At 67.9% G+C, this 17808-nt stretch carries 14 protein-coding genes; 10 read left to right on the forward strand and 4 right to left on the reverse strand.

Annotation, left to right across the window (positions count from 1 at the left end):
* Positions 1 to 20 precede the first annotated feature (20 nt).
* Positions 21 to 1601 carry a glutamine-hydrolyzing GMP synthase gene (guaA, locus tag CU_RS02010; protein WP_041628458.1) on the forward strand — a complete coding sequence of 527 codons (1581 nt, stop codon included), beginning with the start codon at positions 21 to 23 and terminating at the stop codon, positions 1599 to 1601.
* Between the two features lie 187 nt (positions 1602 to 1788).
* Here the strand turns inward: guaA and CU_RS02015 are convergent, their stop codons facing one another.
* Positions 1789 to 2172: a hypothetical protein gene (locus CU_RS02015; RefSeq protein WP_012359655.1), complete on the reverse strand. Its 384-nt coding sequence runs from the start codon at positions 2170 to 2172 to the stop codon at positions 1789 to 1791.
* 588 nt (positions 2173 to 2760) lie between these two features.
* Here CU_RS02015 and CU_RS02020 point away from each other — a divergent pair.
* The 6 genes from CU_RS02020 to CU_RS02045 all read left to right on the forward strand — a co-directional run bounded on the left by CU_RS02020 (position 2761) and on the right by CU_RS02045 (position 8710).
* On the forward strand, positions 2761 to 3501 hold the full coding sequence (locus CU_RS02020) for a hypothetical protein (protein WP_231837722.1): 741 nt from the start codon (positions 2761 to 2763) through the stop codon (positions 3499 to 3501).
* Positions 3498 to 5168, forward strand: a complete 1671-nt coding sequence (locus CU_RS02025) for a Y-family DNA polymerase (RefSeq protein ID WP_012359657.1) — start codon at positions 3498 to 3500, stop codon at positions 5166 to 5168. Before CU_RS02020 ends, CU_RS02025 begins: the two co-directional genes overlap by 4 nt.
* A 264-nt stretch (positions 5169 to 5432) precedes the next feature.
* Positions 5433 to 6119 carry a hypothetical protein gene (locus tag CU_RS02030; protein WP_231837723.1) on the forward strand — a complete coding sequence of 229 codons (687 nt, stop codon included), beginning with the start codon at positions 5433 to 5435 and terminating at the stop codon, positions 6117 to 6119.
* Positions 6120 to 6241: 122 nt separating this feature from the next.
* Positions 6242 to 7405 carry a sucrase ferredoxin gene (locus CU_RS02035; RefSeq protein ID WP_012359659.1) on the forward strand — a complete coding sequence of 388 codons (1164 nt, stop codon included), beginning with the start codon at positions 6242 to 6244 and terminating at the stop codon, positions 7403 to 7405.
* 205 nt (positions 7406 to 7610) lie between these two features.
* Positions 7611 to 8294 (forward strand): AzlC family ABC transporter permease, encoded by a 684-nt coding sequence (locus tag CU_RS02040; protein WP_050816660.1) that lies wholly within the window; start codon positions 7611 to 7613, stop codon positions 8292 to 8294.
* Positions 8291 to 8710: a branched-chain amino acid transporter permease gene (locus CU_RS02045; protein WP_012359661.1), complete on the forward strand. Its 420-nt coding sequence runs from the start codon at positions 8291 to 8293 to the stop codon at positions 8708 to 8710. The genes CU_RS02040 and CU_RS02045 overlap by 4 nt, the downstream gene beginning before the upstream one ends.
* 235 nt (positions 8711 to 8945) lie before the next feature.
* Here CU_RS02045 and CU_RS02050 read toward each other — a convergent pair whose 3' ends face one another.
* The 3 genes from CU_RS02050 to CU_RS02060 form a co-directional block, all read right to left on the reverse strand.
* Positions 8946 to 9602 carry a methionine ABC transporter permease gene (locus tag CU_RS02050; protein ID WP_041628562.1) on the reverse strand — a complete coding sequence of 219 codons (657 nt, stop codon included), beginning with the start codon at positions 9600 to 9602 and terminating at the stop codon, positions 8946 to 8948.
* 98 nt (positions 9603 to 9700) lie between these two features.
* Positions 9701 to 10792 (reverse strand): methionine ABC transporter ATP-binding protein, encoded by a 1092-nt coding sequence (locus tag CU_RS02055; RefSeq protein ID WP_012359663.1) that lies wholly within the window; start codon positions 10790 to 10792, stop codon positions 9701 to 9703.
* An 84-nt stretch (positions 10793 to 10876) separates the two neighbouring features.
* Positions 10877 to 11746 carry a MetQ/NlpA family ABC transporter substrate-binding protein gene (locus CU_RS02060; RefSeq protein ID WP_012359664.1) on the reverse strand — a complete coding sequence of 290 codons (870 nt, stop codon included), beginning with the start codon at positions 11744 to 11746 and terminating at the stop codon, positions 10877 to 10879.
* Between the two features lie 256 nt (positions 11747 to 12002).
* On the opposite strand from CU_RS02060, the gene CU_RS02065 reads away from it, so the two are divergent.
* The 3 genes from CU_RS02065 to CU_RS02075 all read left to right on the forward strand — a co-directional run bounded on the left by CU_RS02065 (position 12003) and on the right by CU_RS02075 (position 17798).
* A complete protein-coding gene (locus CU_RS02065) occupies positions 12003 to 15476 on the forward strand; it encodes an error-prone DNA polymerase (RefSeq protein ID WP_012359665.1) in 3474 nt (1157 codons plus the stop codon).
* A gap of 189 nt (positions 15477 to 15665) precedes the next feature.
* Entirely contained in the window at positions 15666 to 17000 is a 1335-nt protein-coding gene (locus CU_RS02070) for a CE1 family esterase (RefSeq protein WP_012359666.1), read from the forward strand.
* Positions 17001 to 17138: 138 nt separating this feature from the next.
* Positions 17139 to 17798, forward strand: coding sequence for an ECF transporter S component (locus CU_RS02075; protein WP_012359667.1), 660 nt, complete (start codon positions 17139 to 17141; stop codon positions 17796 to 17798).
* The last annotated feature ends 10 nt before the right edge of the window (positions 17799 to 17808 follow it).

A 17808-nucleotide genomic window follows, 5' to 3' on the forward strand; every position in this document is an offset into this window, starting at 1 on the left:
CTAGCCATATATGCGATAGGATGAGCAGCGTGAATCACCAAAATCATCAGCCAGTCCTCGTGGTGGATTTCGGCGCGCAGTACGCACAGTTGATCGCGCGCCGCGTGCGTGAGGCTCGGGTCTACTCCGAGGTCGTTCCGCACACCGCCACCATTGAAGAAATCAAGGCCAAGAACCCTGCGGCCATCGTGCTGTCGGGTGGTCCGAGCTCGGTCTACGCCGATGGTGCACCGGCCCTGCGGCCGGAGCTGCTGGAGCTGGGCGTGCCGGTGTTTGGCATTTGCTACGGCTTCCAGGCCATGACGCACGCGCTCGGCGGCACCGTTTCCGAGACGGGGCAGCGCGAGTACGGTCGCACCGAGGTCGAGATCCTCGATGACGGCGGCGTGCTGCACGCGGGCCTGGGCTCGCACAAGGCCTGGATGAGCCACGGCGATGCGGTCTCGCAGGCCCCGGAGGGCTTCACCGTTACCGCGAAGTCCGCCGGTGCGCCGGTCGCCGCCTTCGAGTGCCTGGATCGCCGCATGGCCGGCGTGCAGTACCACCCGGAGGTCATGCACAGCCCGCACGGCCAGGAGGTGCTGGAGCGCTTCCTCACGGAGGTCGCGGGCCTGGAGCAGAACTGGACCGCCTCCAACATCGCCGAGGAGCTCATCGAGCAGGTTCGGGAGCAGATCGGTGAGGACGGCCGCGCCATCTGTGGCCTGTCCGGTGGCGTGGACTCCGCCGTGGCCGCTGCGATCGTGCAGCGCGCCGTCGGCGACCGCCTGACCTGTGTGTTCGTGGACCACGGTCTGCTGCGCGCAGGGGAGCGCGAGCAGGTGGAGAACGACTTCGTCGCCGCGACCGGCGCGAAGCTGGTCACCGTGGATGAGCGCGAGGCCTTCCTCAAGCGCCTGGACGGCGTGACCGACCCGGAGGCCAAGCGCAAGGCCATCGGTGCGGAGTTCATCCGCTCCTTCGAGCGCGCCGTCGCTGGCGTGCTGGCCGACTCCCCGGAGGGCTCCACCGTGGACTTCCTGGTCCAGGGCACCCTGTACCCGGACGTCGTCGAGTCCGGCGGCGGCTCCGGCACCGCGAACATCAAGAGCCACCACAACGTCGGTGGCCTGCCGGATGACGTCGAGTTCAAGCTGGTCGAGCCGTTGCGCCAGCTGTTTAAGGACGAGGTCCGCGCGGTGGGCCGCGAGCTCGGCCTGCCGGAGATTATCGTCGCCCGTCAGCCGTTCCCGGGCCCGGGCCTGGGCATCCGCATCATCGGCGCGGTCAACGAGGAGCGACTGGAGACGCTGCGCGCGGCGGACAAGATCGCCCGCGAGGAGCTCAGCGCCGCTGGCCTGGACGGCGAGATCTGGCAGTGCCCGGTCGTCCTGCTCGCGGACGTGCGCTCCGTGGGTGTGCAGGGCGACGGCCGTACTTACGGTCACCCGATCGTGCTGCGCCCGGTCTCCAGTGAGGACGCCATGACCGCCGATTGGTCTCGCATCCCTTATGACGTGCTGGAGAAGGTCTCCACCCGCATCACCAACGAGGTGGCGGAGGTTAACCGCGTGGTGCTGGACATCACCAGCAAGCCGCCGGGAACCATCGAATGGGAGTAATCCCAGCAGCTTGAGGCGCCCAGCGGGGTGTACCCCAAGTAGAAAGCGCGTCGCACGATGAGGTGCGGCGCGCTTTCGCGTTCGTGGGGGTGGGGCGTGGGCTAGCCAGGATCAGCGGGTAGTCCGCACTGTGGGGCAGGGGCACTGGCGTTGAGCGGGGCCGTGTACCTGGCTCAGAACGTGGGGCTTAAGCGTCGTCCCGAACCTGCCCGGTCCCAGGTTCGGCGAGATAGCGGGTGCCGTCGATGCTGGGGAACGAGACCCACGCATAGGCCCCGGCCAGCGCGAGCACGATCAGTGCCGCGATCCAGGAGTGGATCTGGAAGGCGGGCAGGATCATCAGCGTGAGCCAGAGGGGGAATAGCGGCATGATCTGCGCGACGGAGGTCTTGTACTTCCGTCCTGTCGACTCCACGGCCGCGCGCACCTTCTTGCGGTAGGGGTGGCTGAAGGTTACGAGGAAGCCCGCCCCGATGGCGATGACCAGCACCATGACCTGCCAGGTCGTCGCCAGCGGCATGACCATCGCCGCCACGCCGAGCCCGAGCAGGAGAGACGCGGCGGCACGCACGCCCTCGGGGGCGCGGACGAGGATGGTCGCCTCGCTGGGGGCGCTGCCCTGCTTGTTCCGCGCTGCGCGGTCCTGGGATGCGCTGTCCCGTGGTGCGCTATTCTGCCGCGCTGCGCGGTTCTGCGCTGGGCTGTCCTGCTGAGCGCGCGAGGAGCGCTGCGGGGTGGGGCGCTGGACGTTCTTGCGGGGCTGGTTCTTTTTTGCTCATATGTGACGAGTCTAGTTCCTCGCGGGCGCGCGGTCTTTTTCGGCGGTGAGCAGGGCGTTGGTGAACCGCGCCAGGTGGGTCTAGAATCCCTAAATTAGAACACCTGTTCGACTTGTCTGGTCTGTTTTCTAGCTTTTAGGACGTCAATCCGGTCGGCCTGGCCGGAGCTGTGAACTCAACCTTAAACCCCGGCGGGAGCGGGCTGGCCTGCATGTTTCCCGAGCTGATGGTGCCGATATAGAGGAGGGAGTGCTGTGCCCATGCTGATCGACGAGAGCAATGTTGTCCATGCGATCGAAAAGCTCAAAAGCAACCGTGCGGCGGCGCGGGCTGCAGCGCAGACTGTGGCCACGGGTTCGCGTGCGGCGGAACCTCGGGGCATGGCGGAACCTCAGGGCGCAGCGGAGCCACGGGGTGTGGCTGGGCTGCAGAGTGTGGCGCAGCCTCAGGTTGTGGGCCAGGAGGCGGAATCTGCCCGAGCGGCCGCGCCGCTGCGCGCGGTGGCGCCCGAGCCCGCGACGGTGGGGCGGGCGCGGACGCTCGGCATGCCCGAGTGGCTCGCGGGCCAGCTTGCTGGCGGTGGGCTGGCGCGCGGGGCGGTGACCGCGATGGCAGACTGCCCCGCCGCGGTCGTCGATATTCTCGCGCATGTCACCGCGAACGGCGGGTGCGCGGCGGTGGTGGGCTACCCGAAACTCGCGCTGGCGGCCGTCGCCGCGGCGGGTGGGGAGCTCTCCCGGCTGATCATCGTGCCGGATCCCGCGCCACACGTCGGGGCGGTGCTCTCGACCCTGGCCGAAGGGCTGGATCTGGTGGTTTACGTGCCCGTCCAACGGGTCACTCCCACCTTCGCGCGCCCCGTGGAGGCGCGGCTACGCAAGAGCAGCTGCGCACTGCTTAGCTGTGGGACGCCCTGGCCGGGTGCGCGGCTGAACCTCGACGTGCAGGTGGCTGGCGTCCACGGCCTGGGCCGGGGGAGCGGCCGTATCCGCTCGATCGGCGTGACCGGACGCGTTTGGGGCAAGGGGCAGCCGCCGCAGCGCATCACGGCGGAACTGACGGGCCGCCGCGATGGTGCTGGCGGTCAGGCTGATCAGGCTCGGATCGAGGTGGCGCTGTGACTGGCCGGGGGAAGACGGGCGTGCAAGGCAGTGCCGAGGCGGGCGCTGTTGCGGCCGAGCGCGTGACCGTCCTGTGGTTCCCGGATTTCCCGGTCTATGCCGTGAGGCTTGCCCGCGGCTGGGATATGCTGCGGCCTGCTGCCACGATCGCGGATTATCGCGTCCAGGCCTGCAATGCCGCAGCCCGGGCGCAAGGGGTGCGCCAGGGGATGAAGCAGCGTCACGCGCTCGCGACCTGCCCGGAGCTTCGGCACGCGCCCGCCGACCCGGTGCAGGAGGCCGCGATCCACGAGGACATCGTGGCCGCCCTGATGGACGTGGCTGCCGGAGTGGAAACACTACGTCCCGGCCTCGTCGCGCTGCCCACCCGCCCGCTGGCGAATTACTACGGCGGGGAGGCTGCGGCCGTCGAGCTCTTACTGGACTCCGCGGCCCGGCTGGGGGTGGAGTGCCTGGCCGGTACCGCCGACGACCTGATGCCCGCCGTGTGGGCGGCTCGTCGCGGGGTGCATGTCCCGCCCGGCAGGAACTCCAGTTTCGTGCCCACCCTGCCCATCGGGTTTTTGGCGGTGGAAGCTGTGCTGAGTGCCCCCGCTGAGCTGGTCAGCACCCTGCAGGAGCTGGGGGTGCGCAGCCTGCGAGACTTCGCGGCGTTGGGCCGGAAGCACGTAGCGGGGCGCTTCGGCGCCGAAGCTGTGTACTGGCACCGCGTGGCTTGCGGCGAGCCTGGCCGGGAGGTCTCCCCGCAGCGCCCCGCCCAGCCCGTCGAGGTGCTGCACCAGGTAGAGGAGCCTATTCGGAGCACCGAAACCGCGGCCTTCGTGGCCCGCCAGGCAGCCGCCCGGCTGCACGGGGAGCTCTTCCGTCGCGGGGAGGCCTGCCTCCGGCTGACCGTGCGGGTGCACCTCAACCCGCCTGCGGAGTACACCGGTCCCACCGTGGTGGAGCGCGCCTGGCGCTGCCGCGAGCCCCTGACGGAAGAGGACACCGCCCAGCGCGTCCGCTGGCAACTCGATGGCTGGATCACCCGGCTGCGCGCCAAGGTTGGCGAGCCGGAGCAGGAGGGCTTCGAGGATTCCGCCGCCGGCGTGGTCGCCATCGAGCTGCTCCCGGTCGAGACGGTGCCCGCGGGCACCATCGCCGAACCGCTCTGGGGTGGGGCGGACGAGGGGCTGCGCGCGGCCCGCGCCGCCGCTGGGCGCGCGCAGGCCCTCATCGGCATGGCTGCCGTTCAGCAGGTCGTCCACCGGGGTGGGCGGGCCATCGGCGGGCGCGTGCTCACGCTGCCCTATGGCGAGGAGGTGCCCGAGGAGATTTCCGCGCAGCCCACGACCCAATGGCGGGGTGAGCTGCCCGCGCCGCTGCCCGCGACCGTGGGGGAGGCCGCTAACCCCAGCGCGGGGCACCCGGCTGCATCGATCGCGGTGCTCGGCGAGCGCGCACAGCCCGTGCACGTGACCGGCCGTGGCCTGATGAGCGAGCCACCCCAACGGCTGCGGTGGGGTAACCGGACACTACCCATCCGGGGGTGGGCTGGCCCCTGGCCCGTGGACGAGCAGTGGTGGGCCGAAGGCAAGCGCTACGCGCGCCTACAGGTCGCCACCGATGAGGGTGCCTACCTGTTGGTATGCAAGGGGCAGAAGTGGCGAATCGAGGCGACTTACTGAGAGCCGACTGAGTTGCGTTAGCGCTGGAAGATGGGGTGAAGTCGGTGGCGAGAAAAAATAAACCGGAAATAGTTTCTCAAAGGAATGTACTGGTGCTAAGAAAATAGTAAGCTGCCAGACACTGGGGTTGACCCGGGGTCATTCCAGAGAGCGAGATACCTCGGCAAGCGACAGGCGGGACCGCCCAGCGCACCCAGTTCCCAGTCCTCAAAGACACAAAAGGCCAGCGCGCCGGCGCGGGTCAGAATGAAAGGGTCCAAAGAAATGGCGACCAAGAAGATCAACGCAATCGGCAAGGCCACCATTGCCCTCACCGCAGCGACGGCCGTCGCCATGGGCGGCGTCACCGCCGCAGGCGCAAGCCCGCTGGGCAGCCTCGGCAGCCTCGGCTCCTCCTCCCCGAAGGACCTGGAGCAGGCCCAGGGCAAGCTGTACAAGCTCGGTAACGTCGGTGGCCCGGCCTGGAACGTGGACGTCTACAAGCAGCTCGTCACCGGCGCCGAGACCGTGCGCCCGGGCGCGACCGTCAAGACCCGCATCAAGATTCAGGGCGTGAAGGGCGAGACCAAGGTCAGCGACCTCATCGAGCGCATGCCGGAGAGCTTCCAGCTGGTCAAGGTCGAGACCTTCGAGAACGGCCTCCTCGGCGGCAGCATCAAGCAGCTCGACCAGAGCCAGTACGGCGTGACCACCGACAAGGGCGTCAAGCAGGTCAACGTCGGCCTGAAGGAGGGTCTGATCTTCAAGGGTGACAGCACCGTCAGCACCCACAAGTCCCTCGTCGTCGACTTCACCTGGAAGGCCGGCTCGGAGGAGGGCACCTTCGCCACCGGCGGTGGTGCAAAGGTCGGCGCAGCCGTCAACAACTACAAGACCTTCGACAACGGCCCGAAGATCACCGTCAAGAAGGGTGCTTCCAAGCCATCCGGCAGCATCTCCCTCAGCTCCTAAGGGCACCCGCGGGCCTTCCGCCCGCCCCACGGGCGTGAGCCCGTAAACCCTGAAGCGGCCGCGATCAACAGATCCGGCCGCTTAGGTCTGCCTAAGGCCTTCCATTTGGTACCTTGTCAGTTATGGCTACCAGCAGAAATCCACTCGCGGGAGTCTCGCCACACGAGTTCACCACCGAACAGCTCGACGACGCCCCCACCATTTGCTCCACCTTCACCGGAGAGCAACTCGCTGGCACCGCAAAACCCGGAAAAATCGTCCTCTGCCTGGAGTTCTACACCGGCTGGGGGCACGACATCCTCGACGGCACCGCCTTCGGCGCCGAGCTGAACGCGAAGATCAAAACCTTCCTCAAGGACAACGGGGCCGAACTCCAGTTCATCCGCCGCCCCGGCCGGGAAGGCCAGGACCGCCGCCAGAACAACACCCGGGTGCTCTACATCGCCTGGGCCACCGGCACCGAACCTGTCCTCGAAAGGATGGACCTGCCCAGCGTCGAGGCCCTCCTGGACATCGATCTGAGCATCCCGGGCAACACCCCGGGCGCCCGCCGCGTCGAGCACCCAATCCTGCTGGTCTGCACCCACGGGCGCCGCGACCGCTGCTGCGCCGTCCGTGGCCGCCCGCTCGCCGCCGCGCTGAACAACCACTTCGCCGACGCCGCCACAGGGGAAAACCGCACGTCCGGGGCCGGGGAACGCAGCGCTCTCGCCCAGAACCACGCCGATGCCGCCGGAGTGGGAGCCGGGCCGGTGGATCCCAAGCGCACCGAATTCGAGGAATTCGACGACCACCCCTCGGTGGACCCCATCGACCCGATCATCTGGGAGTCCTCCCACACCAAGGGGCACCGCTTCGCGCCCTCCATGCTCCTGCTGCCCGCCAACTATTCCTTCGGCCGCATGGCTGAGGGCGGGGCGCGCAGCATGGTGGAGCACGCCCAACGCGGGGAGCTCTGGCTGCAGGGCAACCGCGGCCGCGGCTGCCTCGACCCCGCCAGCCAGGTCGCCGAACTCCGCGTGGCCCACGAGCTCGACGACCGCGGCCTGCCCGTCGGCCTCGCCGCGCTGACGTCCTGGGAGGAAACCCCAGAGGACAGCGACGAGGACACCACGCAGGCAGCCGCCGACGTCGCCGTCCGCATCGTGGAAGACACCGCCTCGGGCCTGCGCTTCCGGGTCCGCATGGAGCGCCGGGACAGCGTCATGGTCGTGTCCTCCTGCGGCGATAAGCCCAAGCGCGCGAAGTCCTGGATCGCGGTCGGCTGCGAGGAGATTCTTGGGTAGCTCGCGGCGTCCCGAGCAGAGTCAACCCGATCAGGGCAGCACTCAGCCGGGCAACGCCTCGCACGCGACGCCGGAATACAACGGCGCAGCCGGACACGACCCCCAAAAAGACCGCACCACGCCGCACGAGCACGACAGCGAGCAGAAGATCGATAACCAGCACAATCCCGACCAGGGGAGCATCCGGCACGCCATCGGGCTGGCCATGCCGGTGGGCCTCGGCATGGTTCCGCTCGGCCTGGCCTTCGGAATCCTGCTGACCCAGATGGGCTTCGCGTGGTTCTGGGCGCCGATCTTCTCGTTCGTGATCTACGCCGGATCTATGGAATTCCTGGCGCTCAGCCTCGTCACCGGGGGAGTGGGACCACTCTCAGCCGCGCTCTACGGGCTGCTGGTGAACTTCAGGCATGTCTTCTACGCCCTGAACTACCCGCTGCACGTCATCCGCAGAAGGCTCGCCCGCGCCTATGGCATCTACGCACTGACGGACGAGACCTATGCGATCGTCAGCGCCAACCCCAATCAACGCTTCACCGGCCGCCAGGTCATCGCCATCCAGATCGTCCTGCAGTGCGCGTGGGTCGGCGGGGGCGTCCTCGGCGCACTCTTCGGCGACGCCATCCCCTGGAAGCTCGAGGGCATGGAGTTCGCGCTCACCGCGCTGTTCGTCGTGCTGCTGATCGAGTCCTTCCTCGCCACCAGGGACGTCTCCCTGGTCCTTACGGCCGCGGTGACCGCCACGGTGGCGCTGCTGGTCTCCCCGGGCAACATGCTGATGATCGCGATGCTGCTGTACTTCGCCGTGCTGCTCGCCCGTTTCTACCTCCCGGGCCTGGACCGCGCCCTCCAGCTGCGTTGGCGCACCGGGGACGAAAGGCAGGAAGTATGAGCACCCAACCCACTGTTCTGGCCACCGAGGTTGTCCACGCGGCCGATACCCTCCACGCCGCCGAGGCCGCCGGCAGCTACGGCCTGCCGGCTGGCGTGAGCCTCGGCACCACCATCGGCGTGCTGCTCCCGCTCTGCATCGTCACCGTCGCCCTGCGCGGCCTGCCCTTCGCGGCCCTGCGCTCCTTCCGGGAATCCAAGCTCGTCGCATGGCTCGGCATGGGCATGCCCGTGGGCGTAATGAGCATCCTCGTGATCTACACCGCCGCCGACCGGATGGACGCCCCCGGCGGCCTGGCCTCCCTGCTCATCGCGGTGGCTTTCACCACGGCCTGGCATCTGTGGCGCCGCTCCGCCACCCAGTCCATCCTGCTGGGCACGGTGTTCTACGTGCTGCTCGTCAACCTCGTCTTCTAGACGACGACGCCGCGCCCGGCACCGACCCCGGTTCGTCACCGTCGCCCACCCCCGCGGCAGCGCACACCGGTCCTCGCGCTCACCCCCGCTCGGCCAAAGCCCACTCGGTCCAGGCCCACTCGGTCCAGGCCCAGCCCCGCTTTAGACAGAAAAAAGAACGCCGCCCCCCGCACCGAAGTGCAAGGGGGCGACGTCCTCAAAAGAGGGGCACAAAACCCCGGAGAAGGGTGAGCTCCTAGCGGCGCATAACCTTCTTGGCCAGCCAGTTACCGAACAGCTGAGCAGCCTGGACGATAACGATGATGACCAGCACGGTGATCCACGTGACTTCGTCGTTGAAGGCGCGGTAACCGTAGACAATCGCGAAGTCACCCAAACCGCCAGCGCCGATGTAGCCAGCCATCGCGGACATATCCACGATCGCGATGAACATGAACGTAAAGCCCAGGATCAACGGCCCCAGGGCCTCCGGGATAATCACCGTGAAGATGATCCGCAGCGGCGAGGCACCCATGGACTTCGCCGCCTCGATCACGCCCGGGTCGATGGTGACCAGGTTCTGCTCCACGATGCGGGCCGCGCCGAAGGTCGCGGCGATCACCATGCCCAACACCGCGGCCTTCAGACCGATACGGCTGCCCACCAGGGCGTCGCTCAACGGACCGATGGCGGTGAGCAAGATGATGAACGGGATGGGGCGAACGAAGTTCACCAGGAAGTTAATCACCCAGTAGATGGGCTTATTCGACAGCACCCCACCCGGGCGGGTGGTGTACAGCAGCATGCCGAAGACCAGGCCCAGCAGGCCACCGATGACGAGGGTGGCCAGCACCATCGTCAGGGTGTCGTAGATCGCCTGGGTGAAAGTGCCGCCCAGCCGGTCCCAGTCCATCGCGGCGAGCACGAGGGTGTCCGGGGACGCGGTGGCAGGGGCGGTAGCGGCTGTGGTGGCGGTGGAGCCCGCGGCGGTCGGGAAAGTAGTCAGCGCGCTCATCGGATCTCCTCAATATCGGTTCGCTGGGACAGGTCGGCGTAGAACTTCTCGATCGCTGCCTCACCGGCGGCGTCCTGAGCGGTCACGCGCACGGTCAGGCGGCCGAAGGAGTGGTTCTGCAGGGTGGTGACCCCGCCGTGGACGATGTTCACGCTCACATCCGCGGCCGAGAGCTCGGAGACGGCGTCGAAGAAGCCCACACCCTGGTTCATCGTGATGGTGAACAGGCGGCCGTCGCCGGCCTGCAGGGCGTCCGCTTCCACGTTGTCCGGGGTGTTGCGCAGGGAGGTAGCCACGAAGTTCTTCGCGACCTCCGTCTGCGGGTTGGAGAAGACCTCGTAGACCGAGCCCTGCTCCACCACGCGGGCGTTGGACATGACGACGACCTGGTCGGCGATGGAGCGGACGACCTCCATCTCGTGGGTGATCACCACGATGGTGATGCCCAGCTCCTCGTTGACGCGGCGCAGCAGCGCGAGCACGTCGCGGGTGGTGGAGGGGTCCAGCGCGCTGGTTGCCTCGTCGGCGAGCAGCAGGCTCGGGTTCGTCGCCAGGGCGCGGGCGATGCCCACGCGTTGCTTCTGGCCGCCGGAGAGCTGCTCCGGGTAGCTGCGGCCCTTATCAGCCAGCCCCACGAACTCCAGCAGCTCGGCGACGCGTGTCTCGCGCTCGGCCTTCGGCATGCCCTGCAGTTTCAGCGGGTAGGCGATGTTGCCCGCCACGGTGCGGGAGGAGAACAGGTTGAACTGCTGGAAGATCATGCCGATATCGGAGCGCAGCTTGCGCATCTCCGGTTCCTTCAGCGGGACGATGTCCTGCCCGTCGAGCAGGATCTCACCGCTGGTCGGCTTGTCCAGCCCGTTGATCTGGCGCACCAGCGTGGACTTGCCCGCGCCGGAGTAGCCGATGATGCCCACGATGGAGCCCGGCTGGATGGTGATGTTCACGTCCTCCAGAGCGGTGACGGACTTGCGTCCCTGCTTGAAGACCTTGTGGACGTTGCGAAATTCGATTCCCGTTCCCGTGCGGGCGCCCCGCTGGGTTGCGGGGGCGGCCGCGTCGGGGGCGGCGGATGTGCCTTGGGCCATTGGGGTGCCTTCCGGTTTAAAAGGCGTGTCTCGGCTGGCGGGCTGGTGGGCCGGCCATGCGAGACACGCCTTTTGGGGTTGGGTTTACTGCTCCTTGAGCTTCTGCTGGGTGGTGTCCAGCACCTTCTGCAGCTCATCGCCGGACATGGTTACGGCGACGGAGGTTCCCTTGGTCTGCTCGTCGATGGCGTCCTGGACCGGCTTGGAGTGCCAGATCTCGACGAGCTTCTTCAGGTCCTCTTCGTCCTTGCGGTCCTTGGTGGTCACGAAGCCGTTGATGTACGGCTGTGCCTCCTCCTTCTCCGGGTCGTCCTGGAAGATGGCGGTCTTCGGGTCGATGTCCGCGCGGTCCAGGAAGGAGTTGTTGACGATGGCCGGGGTGCCGTCGAGCCAGGAGGTAGCGGTCTGGGCTGCGTCGACCGGGGTGACCTTGATCTTGGACTTGTCGGTGTCGATGTCAGCCGGGGTCGGGGTCAGCAGACCCTCCTTCTTCAGGGTGACCAGGCCAGCCTGGACGAGGACGTTGATGGCGCGGCCCTGGTTGGTGGAGTCGTTCGGGATGGCGACCTCGCCAGCCTTCTCGACGTCCTTCAGGTCGGAGTGGTCCTTGTAGTACAGGCCCAGCGGCAGGATCTCGGTGGCGCCGACCGGTGCGAGGTCGGTGTTGTTGCCGTTGTTGTACTCGGCCAGGAACATCATGTGCTGGAAGTTGTTGACGTCGATCTCGCCGTCGGTCAGCGCACGGTTCGGGATGGAGTAGTCGTTGAAGGACTTGATCTCGGTCTTCAGGCCGGCGTTATCCAGCTCCTGCTTGAAGACCTGCCACTGCTTCTGCTCGGAGTCGGTGGTGCCGATGACGATGGTGTCGTCGTCGTTGCCGCCGGAGCAGGCCACGAGGCTGAAGCTGGTGGTCAGGGCGATCGTCGCGGCCAGGGCCTTGCGTCGAAGAGTCATGGTGATCCTCCTAGATCTGGGGGTGTCCGCCGTGTGCCGTCGTTGGCACGGGTGTTTTTTGTTTGGCGGGTCACTGTTTGTTGAAGGCAAATTTAGCACCGTAGGGCAGCATGGACAACTTGGTCTATTTTCTTGTCATTTATGCACGTGGTGTCGTCGATTTCTGCCTTGAGGGAATGGCGGTACAGGGGCGGTAGGCAGGGGCGAATGCTGTGCTATATCGAATAGATGTTCGATTTAAGGTAGGGTTCTTCCCGTGACGTATACGCGCGGATTCAACAACCCCAAGGCCCTCAGCTGGTCGCGGATCGAGCGTATTCTTTCGGGGAAAACCACAGGTGAGAGCGTTGAAGCCCGATCTCGGAACGAGGTACGGCGCGGCGAACAGGGCGGTGGCCGACGTGTCGATTATTCCGGCGAGGTCCAGCGTGGGAAACGGCCTGGTGGGTCCAGCGGGGTGCAGGCCGCGACGGGGCAGCCGAGCAACAGGGCACGCGCAGCCGCAGCGCACGTGGAATTCGCGGAGCTGCGCGCCGCCAGCAGCTATCACTTCCTCCACGGTGCCAGCGAACCCGAGGAACTGGTGGAGCAGGCTATCGCGCTCGGTATCACCGCGCTGGCCTGCCTCGACCGGGATGGCATGTACGGTGCCGCGCGTTTTGCCACCGCCGCCGCAGAGGCAGAGGGCGAGCTCAAGACCGTCTTCGGCGCGGAGCTCAGCATCGACGGGCCACAGGCTCCCGGCCTGGCGGTGCTCTGCCGCGGCCAGGAGGGCTACCGGCGGCTTAGCCGCAGCATCACCGCCGCCCGGATGGCCCACCGGGACAAGGACGCGGTCGAATACCCCAGCTTCGGCGAGCTCGCCGAAGCAGCTGGTGGGCACTGGCTCGTCCTCATCGACGCCGCCCAGCTTTCCATCCCCGGCCGGGCCGCCGAATTACTAGAAGCCTTCGGCACGCAGCACTGCCTCGTGCAACTGCAGCTGAGCATGGACCCGGCCGACGTGGACCACAACGAGGCCCTCCACGCCTTCGCGACCACCCACGGGCTGCGCGAGATCCTCTCCTCGCAGCCCACCTGCGCGACCCCCAGCCAGGCCCGCTTGGCCGGCGCCAAGGCCGCCCTGCGGCGGCGCTGGGACGTCGCCCGCGCCGAACCCGTTACCCACCCCATGGGCGGATCCTGGCTGCGCTCCGGGGCGGAACTGCGACAGCTCGCCGGGGACTGCGCCTGGCTCGCGGAAGCCACCGCAACCAGCGTGGACGTCGCCGAAGAATGCGCCTTCACCCTCAACCTCGTCGCCCCGGAACTACCGCACTTCCCCGTGCCGGAAGGCCACAGCGAGATGTCCTGGCTCCGCGAGCTCGTGGAAAGAAATGGAACCCACCGCTACGGGTGGCGCGGCTCCACCGCAGCGGCGCAGAAGGCCTGGGAGGTCATCGACCGGGAGCTCGGCGTCATCGAAAAACTGGGCTTCCCCGGCTACTTCCTCATCGTCCACGACATCGTCGACCACTGCCACAGCAACAACATCCTCTGCCAGGGGCGCGGCTCGGCGGCGAACTCCGCCGTCTGCTTCGCACTCGGCATTACCTCCGTCGACGCCGTCGCCGCCGGCCTGCTCTTCGAACGCTTCCTCTCCCCGGAGCGCGAGGGGCCACCCGACATCGACCTCGACATCGAATCCGGACGTCGCGAGGAGGTCATCCAGTACGTCTACCGCCGCTACGGGCGGGATAACGCCGCCCAGGTCGCGAACGTCATCACCTACCGGCGCAAGGGGGCGCTGCGCGATGCCGCCCGCGCGCTCGGCTACCCGGCAGGCCAGGTGGATGCCTGGACCCGGGGGGCCGCGGAGGCCCCCGAGCGGGTCCGCCAGCTCGCCGAACAACTGATCGGCCAGGCCCGCCACCTCGGCATCCACTCCGGCGGCATGGTCATCTGCGACCGCCCCATCGCGGACGTCGTGCCCACCGAGTGGGCGCGCATGGAGAACCGCTCCGTGGTGCAGTGGGATAAGGACGACTGCGCGGCCGTCGGGCTGGTGAAATTCGACCTGCTGGGCCTGGGCATGCTCGAGGCCCTGCACCACGCCATCGACCAGGTGGCCACCCACCGTGGCCGCCGTATCGAGCTGTGGCGGCTGGCCCCGACCGAGGAAGCGGTCTACGAGATGCTCAGCCGCGCCGACGCGGTGGGCGTGTTCCAGGTGGAGTCCCGCGCCCAGATGAACACCCTGCCCCGCCTGCGACCCCGGCGCTTCTACGACCTGGTGGTGCAGGTCGCGCTGATCCGCCCCGGCCCCATCCAGGGTGGGTCGGTCCACCCGTTCATCCGGCGGCGCAACGGCCTGGAGCCGGTGACCTTCGACCACCCGTGCCTGGAACCCGCGCTCAGCAAGACCCTCGGCATCCCACTGTTCCAGGAGCAGTTGATGCAGGTCGTGGTGGACGCCGCCGGGTTCACCGCCGCGGAGGCCGATACGTTGCGCCGCGCGATGGGGTCCAAGCGTTCCCCGGAGCGGATGGCGCGGCTCAAGGAGCGCTTCTACGAGGGCCTGGAGCGCACCAACGGCATCACTGGGGAGGTCGCGGACCGGCTGTGGGAGAAGATCACGGCGTTCGCAGCCTATGGCTTCCCGGAGTCCCACTCCCAGTCCTTCGCCGCGCTGGTCTACTACTCCGCCTGGTTTAAGTACCACTATCCGGCGGAATTCTGCGTGGCCTTGTTGCGCGCCCAGCCGATGGGCTTCTACTCGCCGCAGTCGCTGATCGCGGACGCCCGCCGCCACGGGGTGCGGATCCTGCCGGTGTGCGTCAACGCCTCCGGGGCGCAGGCGGATACGGATCTCTCGGCCGGTTCTGCTGCGTCCCCGTCCGTTTCTTCTTCCTCTTCTTTTAAGGACGTCAACCGCGCCCGCGGGGTGCACGGGCTGGGGCGGGGCACCGCAGAGCCCATCGGTGCGATCCGGCTGGGGCTGGCATCCATCGCGGGGATCAGCGAGGAGGCAGCCGAGCGGATCGTCGCCACGCGGGAAGAGCAGGGGGAGTACCGGCAGGTCAGCGACCTCTCCCGGGAGGCCGGGCTCAGCGTGGCGCAGGTGGCGGCCCTAGCGCGGGCTGGCGCCCTGGAGAGCCTCGGGCTCGATCGGCGGCAGGCGGTGTGGGCTGCGGGGCTGGCGGCCACGGAGAGGGAGGGCATGCTGCCGGGGACGTCCGCCCCGTCGGTGCCCGCGCTGCCCGGCATGAGCGCCTTCGAGCTGGCCGCCGCGGATCTCGCGGCCACGTCGGTGACCCCGGACGGCCACCCCGTGGAGCTGCTCCGGGGCCAGCTTTCCCAGTGGCACGACCTGCCGGTGCGCGCCGGGGTGCGCCGCGGACAACGCAGGGGCGGGGCGGCGGTGGTGCCCGCCGTGGACCTGCTGCACGTGCCAGATGGGTCGCGGATCCGGGTGGCCGGCGTGATCACGCACCGGCAGCGCCCTGCGACCGCGGGCGGGGTCGTCTTCCTCGGGGTGGAGGATGAGACCGGCATCGCGAACGTGATGCTCACCCAGGGCCTATGGAAGAAGCAAAGGCAGGTGGCGATGACAGCACGCATCGTGGTGGTTCGTGGGATCGTGCATAACGCGGAGGGGGCGGCCAGTGTTACCGCCGATCTGCTGGAGGCCGTGGAGCCGGAACTGAGTGGCACGACGGCGCTGGGTAGCCCGTCGCGGGACTTCCGCTGAGCTGTGCCACACTCGCCCACTGTGTCGCCCACTGGGCGAGCCCGGCGGGGCCCAGGGTGTTTGCGGCGCGGGTGAAGGTGCACTCGCGGTCGGGAGAGGAGAGCGCAAAGATTGATCAAAACGTGGGGAATAACACTTATGTGATTTACCGATTGACAATCACCGCGCCCACCCTCCAATATCGAGTGAATGACCACCCCTGACCCTCCCGGGCGACCCACCAGCCAGCGGCGCTATATGCTGCGGCGAATCATCGCCCTTGCACTGGCAGCCGTGGCCATTCTGCTCGCGGCCGGGGCCGGGGTGTGGCTGCAGAAAAACACCGGCTGGAGCGTCGATCACCTCACCCGAAAAAGCCGACACAGCCTGGTCAGCGATCGCACCGAGCACGAATCCGCCGTGGCCATCCCGGAGCGCTCGAGCCGGGCGACGGGAACCAGCAACGACCGCACCCCAGGGGCTGGTGACGCCAAGGAAAATCAGCCCGGTGTGGGCGAACCCAACGCTCGCGATAACCGCGGTGGGGAGCCCGGCCAGGGTGCTGCTGTGGACCCCGCCACCAGCACCAACCCCGCACCCGTGCTGCGCAACACCCAGCATTCCGCCCCGCTGCGGGGAGCCCCACGTCCCGGGCACAATGGCCGAATTCAGCTGAAATCGGGAGGGCTTGACCGGCAGGCAGTGCTGCACGTGCCCGCCGACGCCCTGCCCCGCCAGTCCCAGGCCACCCGGCCCAAGCCACTGATTCTCGCCTTCCACGGTTATGGGCAGTCCGGCGCATCCATGGCCCGCTTCGGCGACCTCGCCAGGGATGGCGCCATCGTCGCCTACCCCGACGGTGTCGACAAAGCCTGGTCGGGGGCGCCTTATGCCACGGCCACCGGGAAGCAAGACCTGGCCCTGGTCCGGGACCTCATCAACCGCATCGCCGCCACCTACCAGGTCGACGACCTGCGCATCTATGCCGCGGGAATGAGCAATGGCGGCGGCTTCGTCGCCAAGCTCGCCTGCGAGATGCCCCAGGAATTCGCCGCCTTCGCCTCGGTGGCAGGGGCCTATTACAAGGGCACCTGGCAGGGCTGCGCAACACGGGCACAGCGTGGCAAGGAACACCCACAGTTCCGCGGCAGCAGGGCGACGTCCTTCCTCGAAATCCACGGGGAGAACGACGGCCGCATCCATTACGAGGGAGGCACCCGCTACGGCACCCCTTACCTCGGGGCGATGAGCTTCACCTCTGCCTACGCCCATCGCGCCTCCTGTTTCGGGGCGCCTGCGGTCCGCAACGTCACCCCCGTCGTACGTCGCTACCAGTGGCGCGACTGCGCAGCGGACAAGGACGTCATGCACATTGCGGTGAAGGGGATGGGGCACACCTGGCCCGGCGAGGGCGAAGCCGCCCGGCCCGGCGAGTCCGGGATCGCCGGCGGGCGTAACGACGGTGGCCAGCAGAAGGCGAACCCCACCCGCGCGGTCAATGCCGGGGCGGAGATCTTGAGTTTCTTCACCCGGCACCGGAAATAGGGCTGTCCAGGGCTGCTGCTAGGGTTAGACCCGACCAACGCGGGAGTCCGGGAGAAAGTCCGGGCTGAGAGGGCGCCAGCACCGTGGTGCCGACCGTTACACCTGATCCGGATCATGCCGGCGATAGGGAGGATAACCGTGAGCATCACGCCCGAAAACCCACCACAGAACAGCGAAACCCGCGGCTTCTCAGGCGAGCAGCAAGCGCCCCAGCACAGCAAGTCCTGGCGGGTGGTGGACATCATCGTCGCCGCCGTGCTGGGTGTGGCCTGCGGCCTGATCTTCTGGGTCTGGAACGGCATCGGGGGCGCGGCCTATGGCGTGTTCGACGCCGCCACCCCGGGCCTCGGCGGACTCGCGGTCGGCATCTGGCTGCTCGGCGGCGTGCTGGGCGGGCTGATCATCCGCAAGCCAGGTGCGGCACTCTTCGTCGAGGTACTCGCCGCCGTCGTCTCCGCGCTGCTGGGTAATCACTGGGGCATCGAGACCGTCTACTCCGGCCTAGCCCAGGGGCTGGGCGCGGAGCTGGTCTTCGCGATCTTCGCCTACCGTCGCGCCGGGCTGGGCGTGGCCATGGCCGCCGGTGCCGTGGCTGCCATCTTCGAGTTCGTCCTGGAGCTGGCTACCAGCGGAAACTACGCGAAGTCCCTGGCATTCAACGCCACCTACCTGTCCACCATGATTCTCTCCGGCATCCTGCTGGCGGGCCTGGTGGGCTGGCTGCTCGTCCGCGGCCTGGCCGCCACCGGCGCGCTCGACCGTTTCCCGGCGGGCAGGCAACGCCAACAACTGGTCTAGGCAGGAAAAA

Source organism: Corynebacterium urealyticum DSM 7109 (assembly GCF_000069945.1).
GTDB classification, from domain to species: domain Bacteria; phylum Actinomycetota; class Actinomycetes; order Mycobacteriales; family Mycobacteriaceae; genus Corynebacterium; species Corynebacterium urealyticum.

Bases quoted from the DNA above. Each gene is read 5' to 3' on its own strand.
- CU_RS02070 (WP_012359666.1), top strand. From the start codon at position 15,666: ATGACCACCCCTGACCCTCCCGGGCGACCCACCAGCCAGCGGCGCTAT.
- CU_RS02020 (WP_231837722.1), top strand. From the start codon at position 2,761: ATGGCGGAACCTCAGGGCGCAGCGGAGCCACGGGGTGTGGCTGGGCTG.
- CU_RS02060 (WP_012359664.1), bottom strand. From the start codon at position 11,746: ATGACTCTTCGACGCAAGGCCCTGGCCGCGACGATCGCCCTGACCACC.
- CU_RS02040 (WP_050816660.1), top strand. From the start codon at position 7,611: ATGCCGGTGGGCCTCGGCATGGTTCCGCTCGGCCTGGCCTTCGGAATC.
- CU_RS02045 (WP_012359661.1), top strand. From the start codon at position 8,291: ATGAGCACCCAACCCACTGTTCTGGCCACCGAGGTTGTCCACGCGGCC.
- guaA (WP_041628458.1), top strand. From the start codon at position 21: ATGAGCAGCGTGAATCACCAAAATCATCAGCCAGTCCTCGTGGTGGAT.
- CU_RS02030 (WP_231837723.1), top strand. From the start codon at position 5,433: ATGGCGACCAAGAAGATCAACGCAATCGGCAAGGCCACCATTGCCCTC.
- CU_RS02050 (WP_041628562.1), bottom strand. From the start codon at position 9,602: ATGGACTGGGACCGGCTGGGCGGCACTTTCACCCAGGCGATCTACGAC.
- CU_RS02055 (WP_012359663.1), bottom strand. From the start codon at position 10,792: ATGGCCCAAGGCACATCCGCCGCCCCCGACGCGGCCGCCCCCGCAACC.
- CU_RS02035 (WP_012359659.1), top strand. From the start codon at position 6,242: ATGGCTACCAGCAGAAATCCACTCGCGGGAGTCTCGCCACACGAGTTC.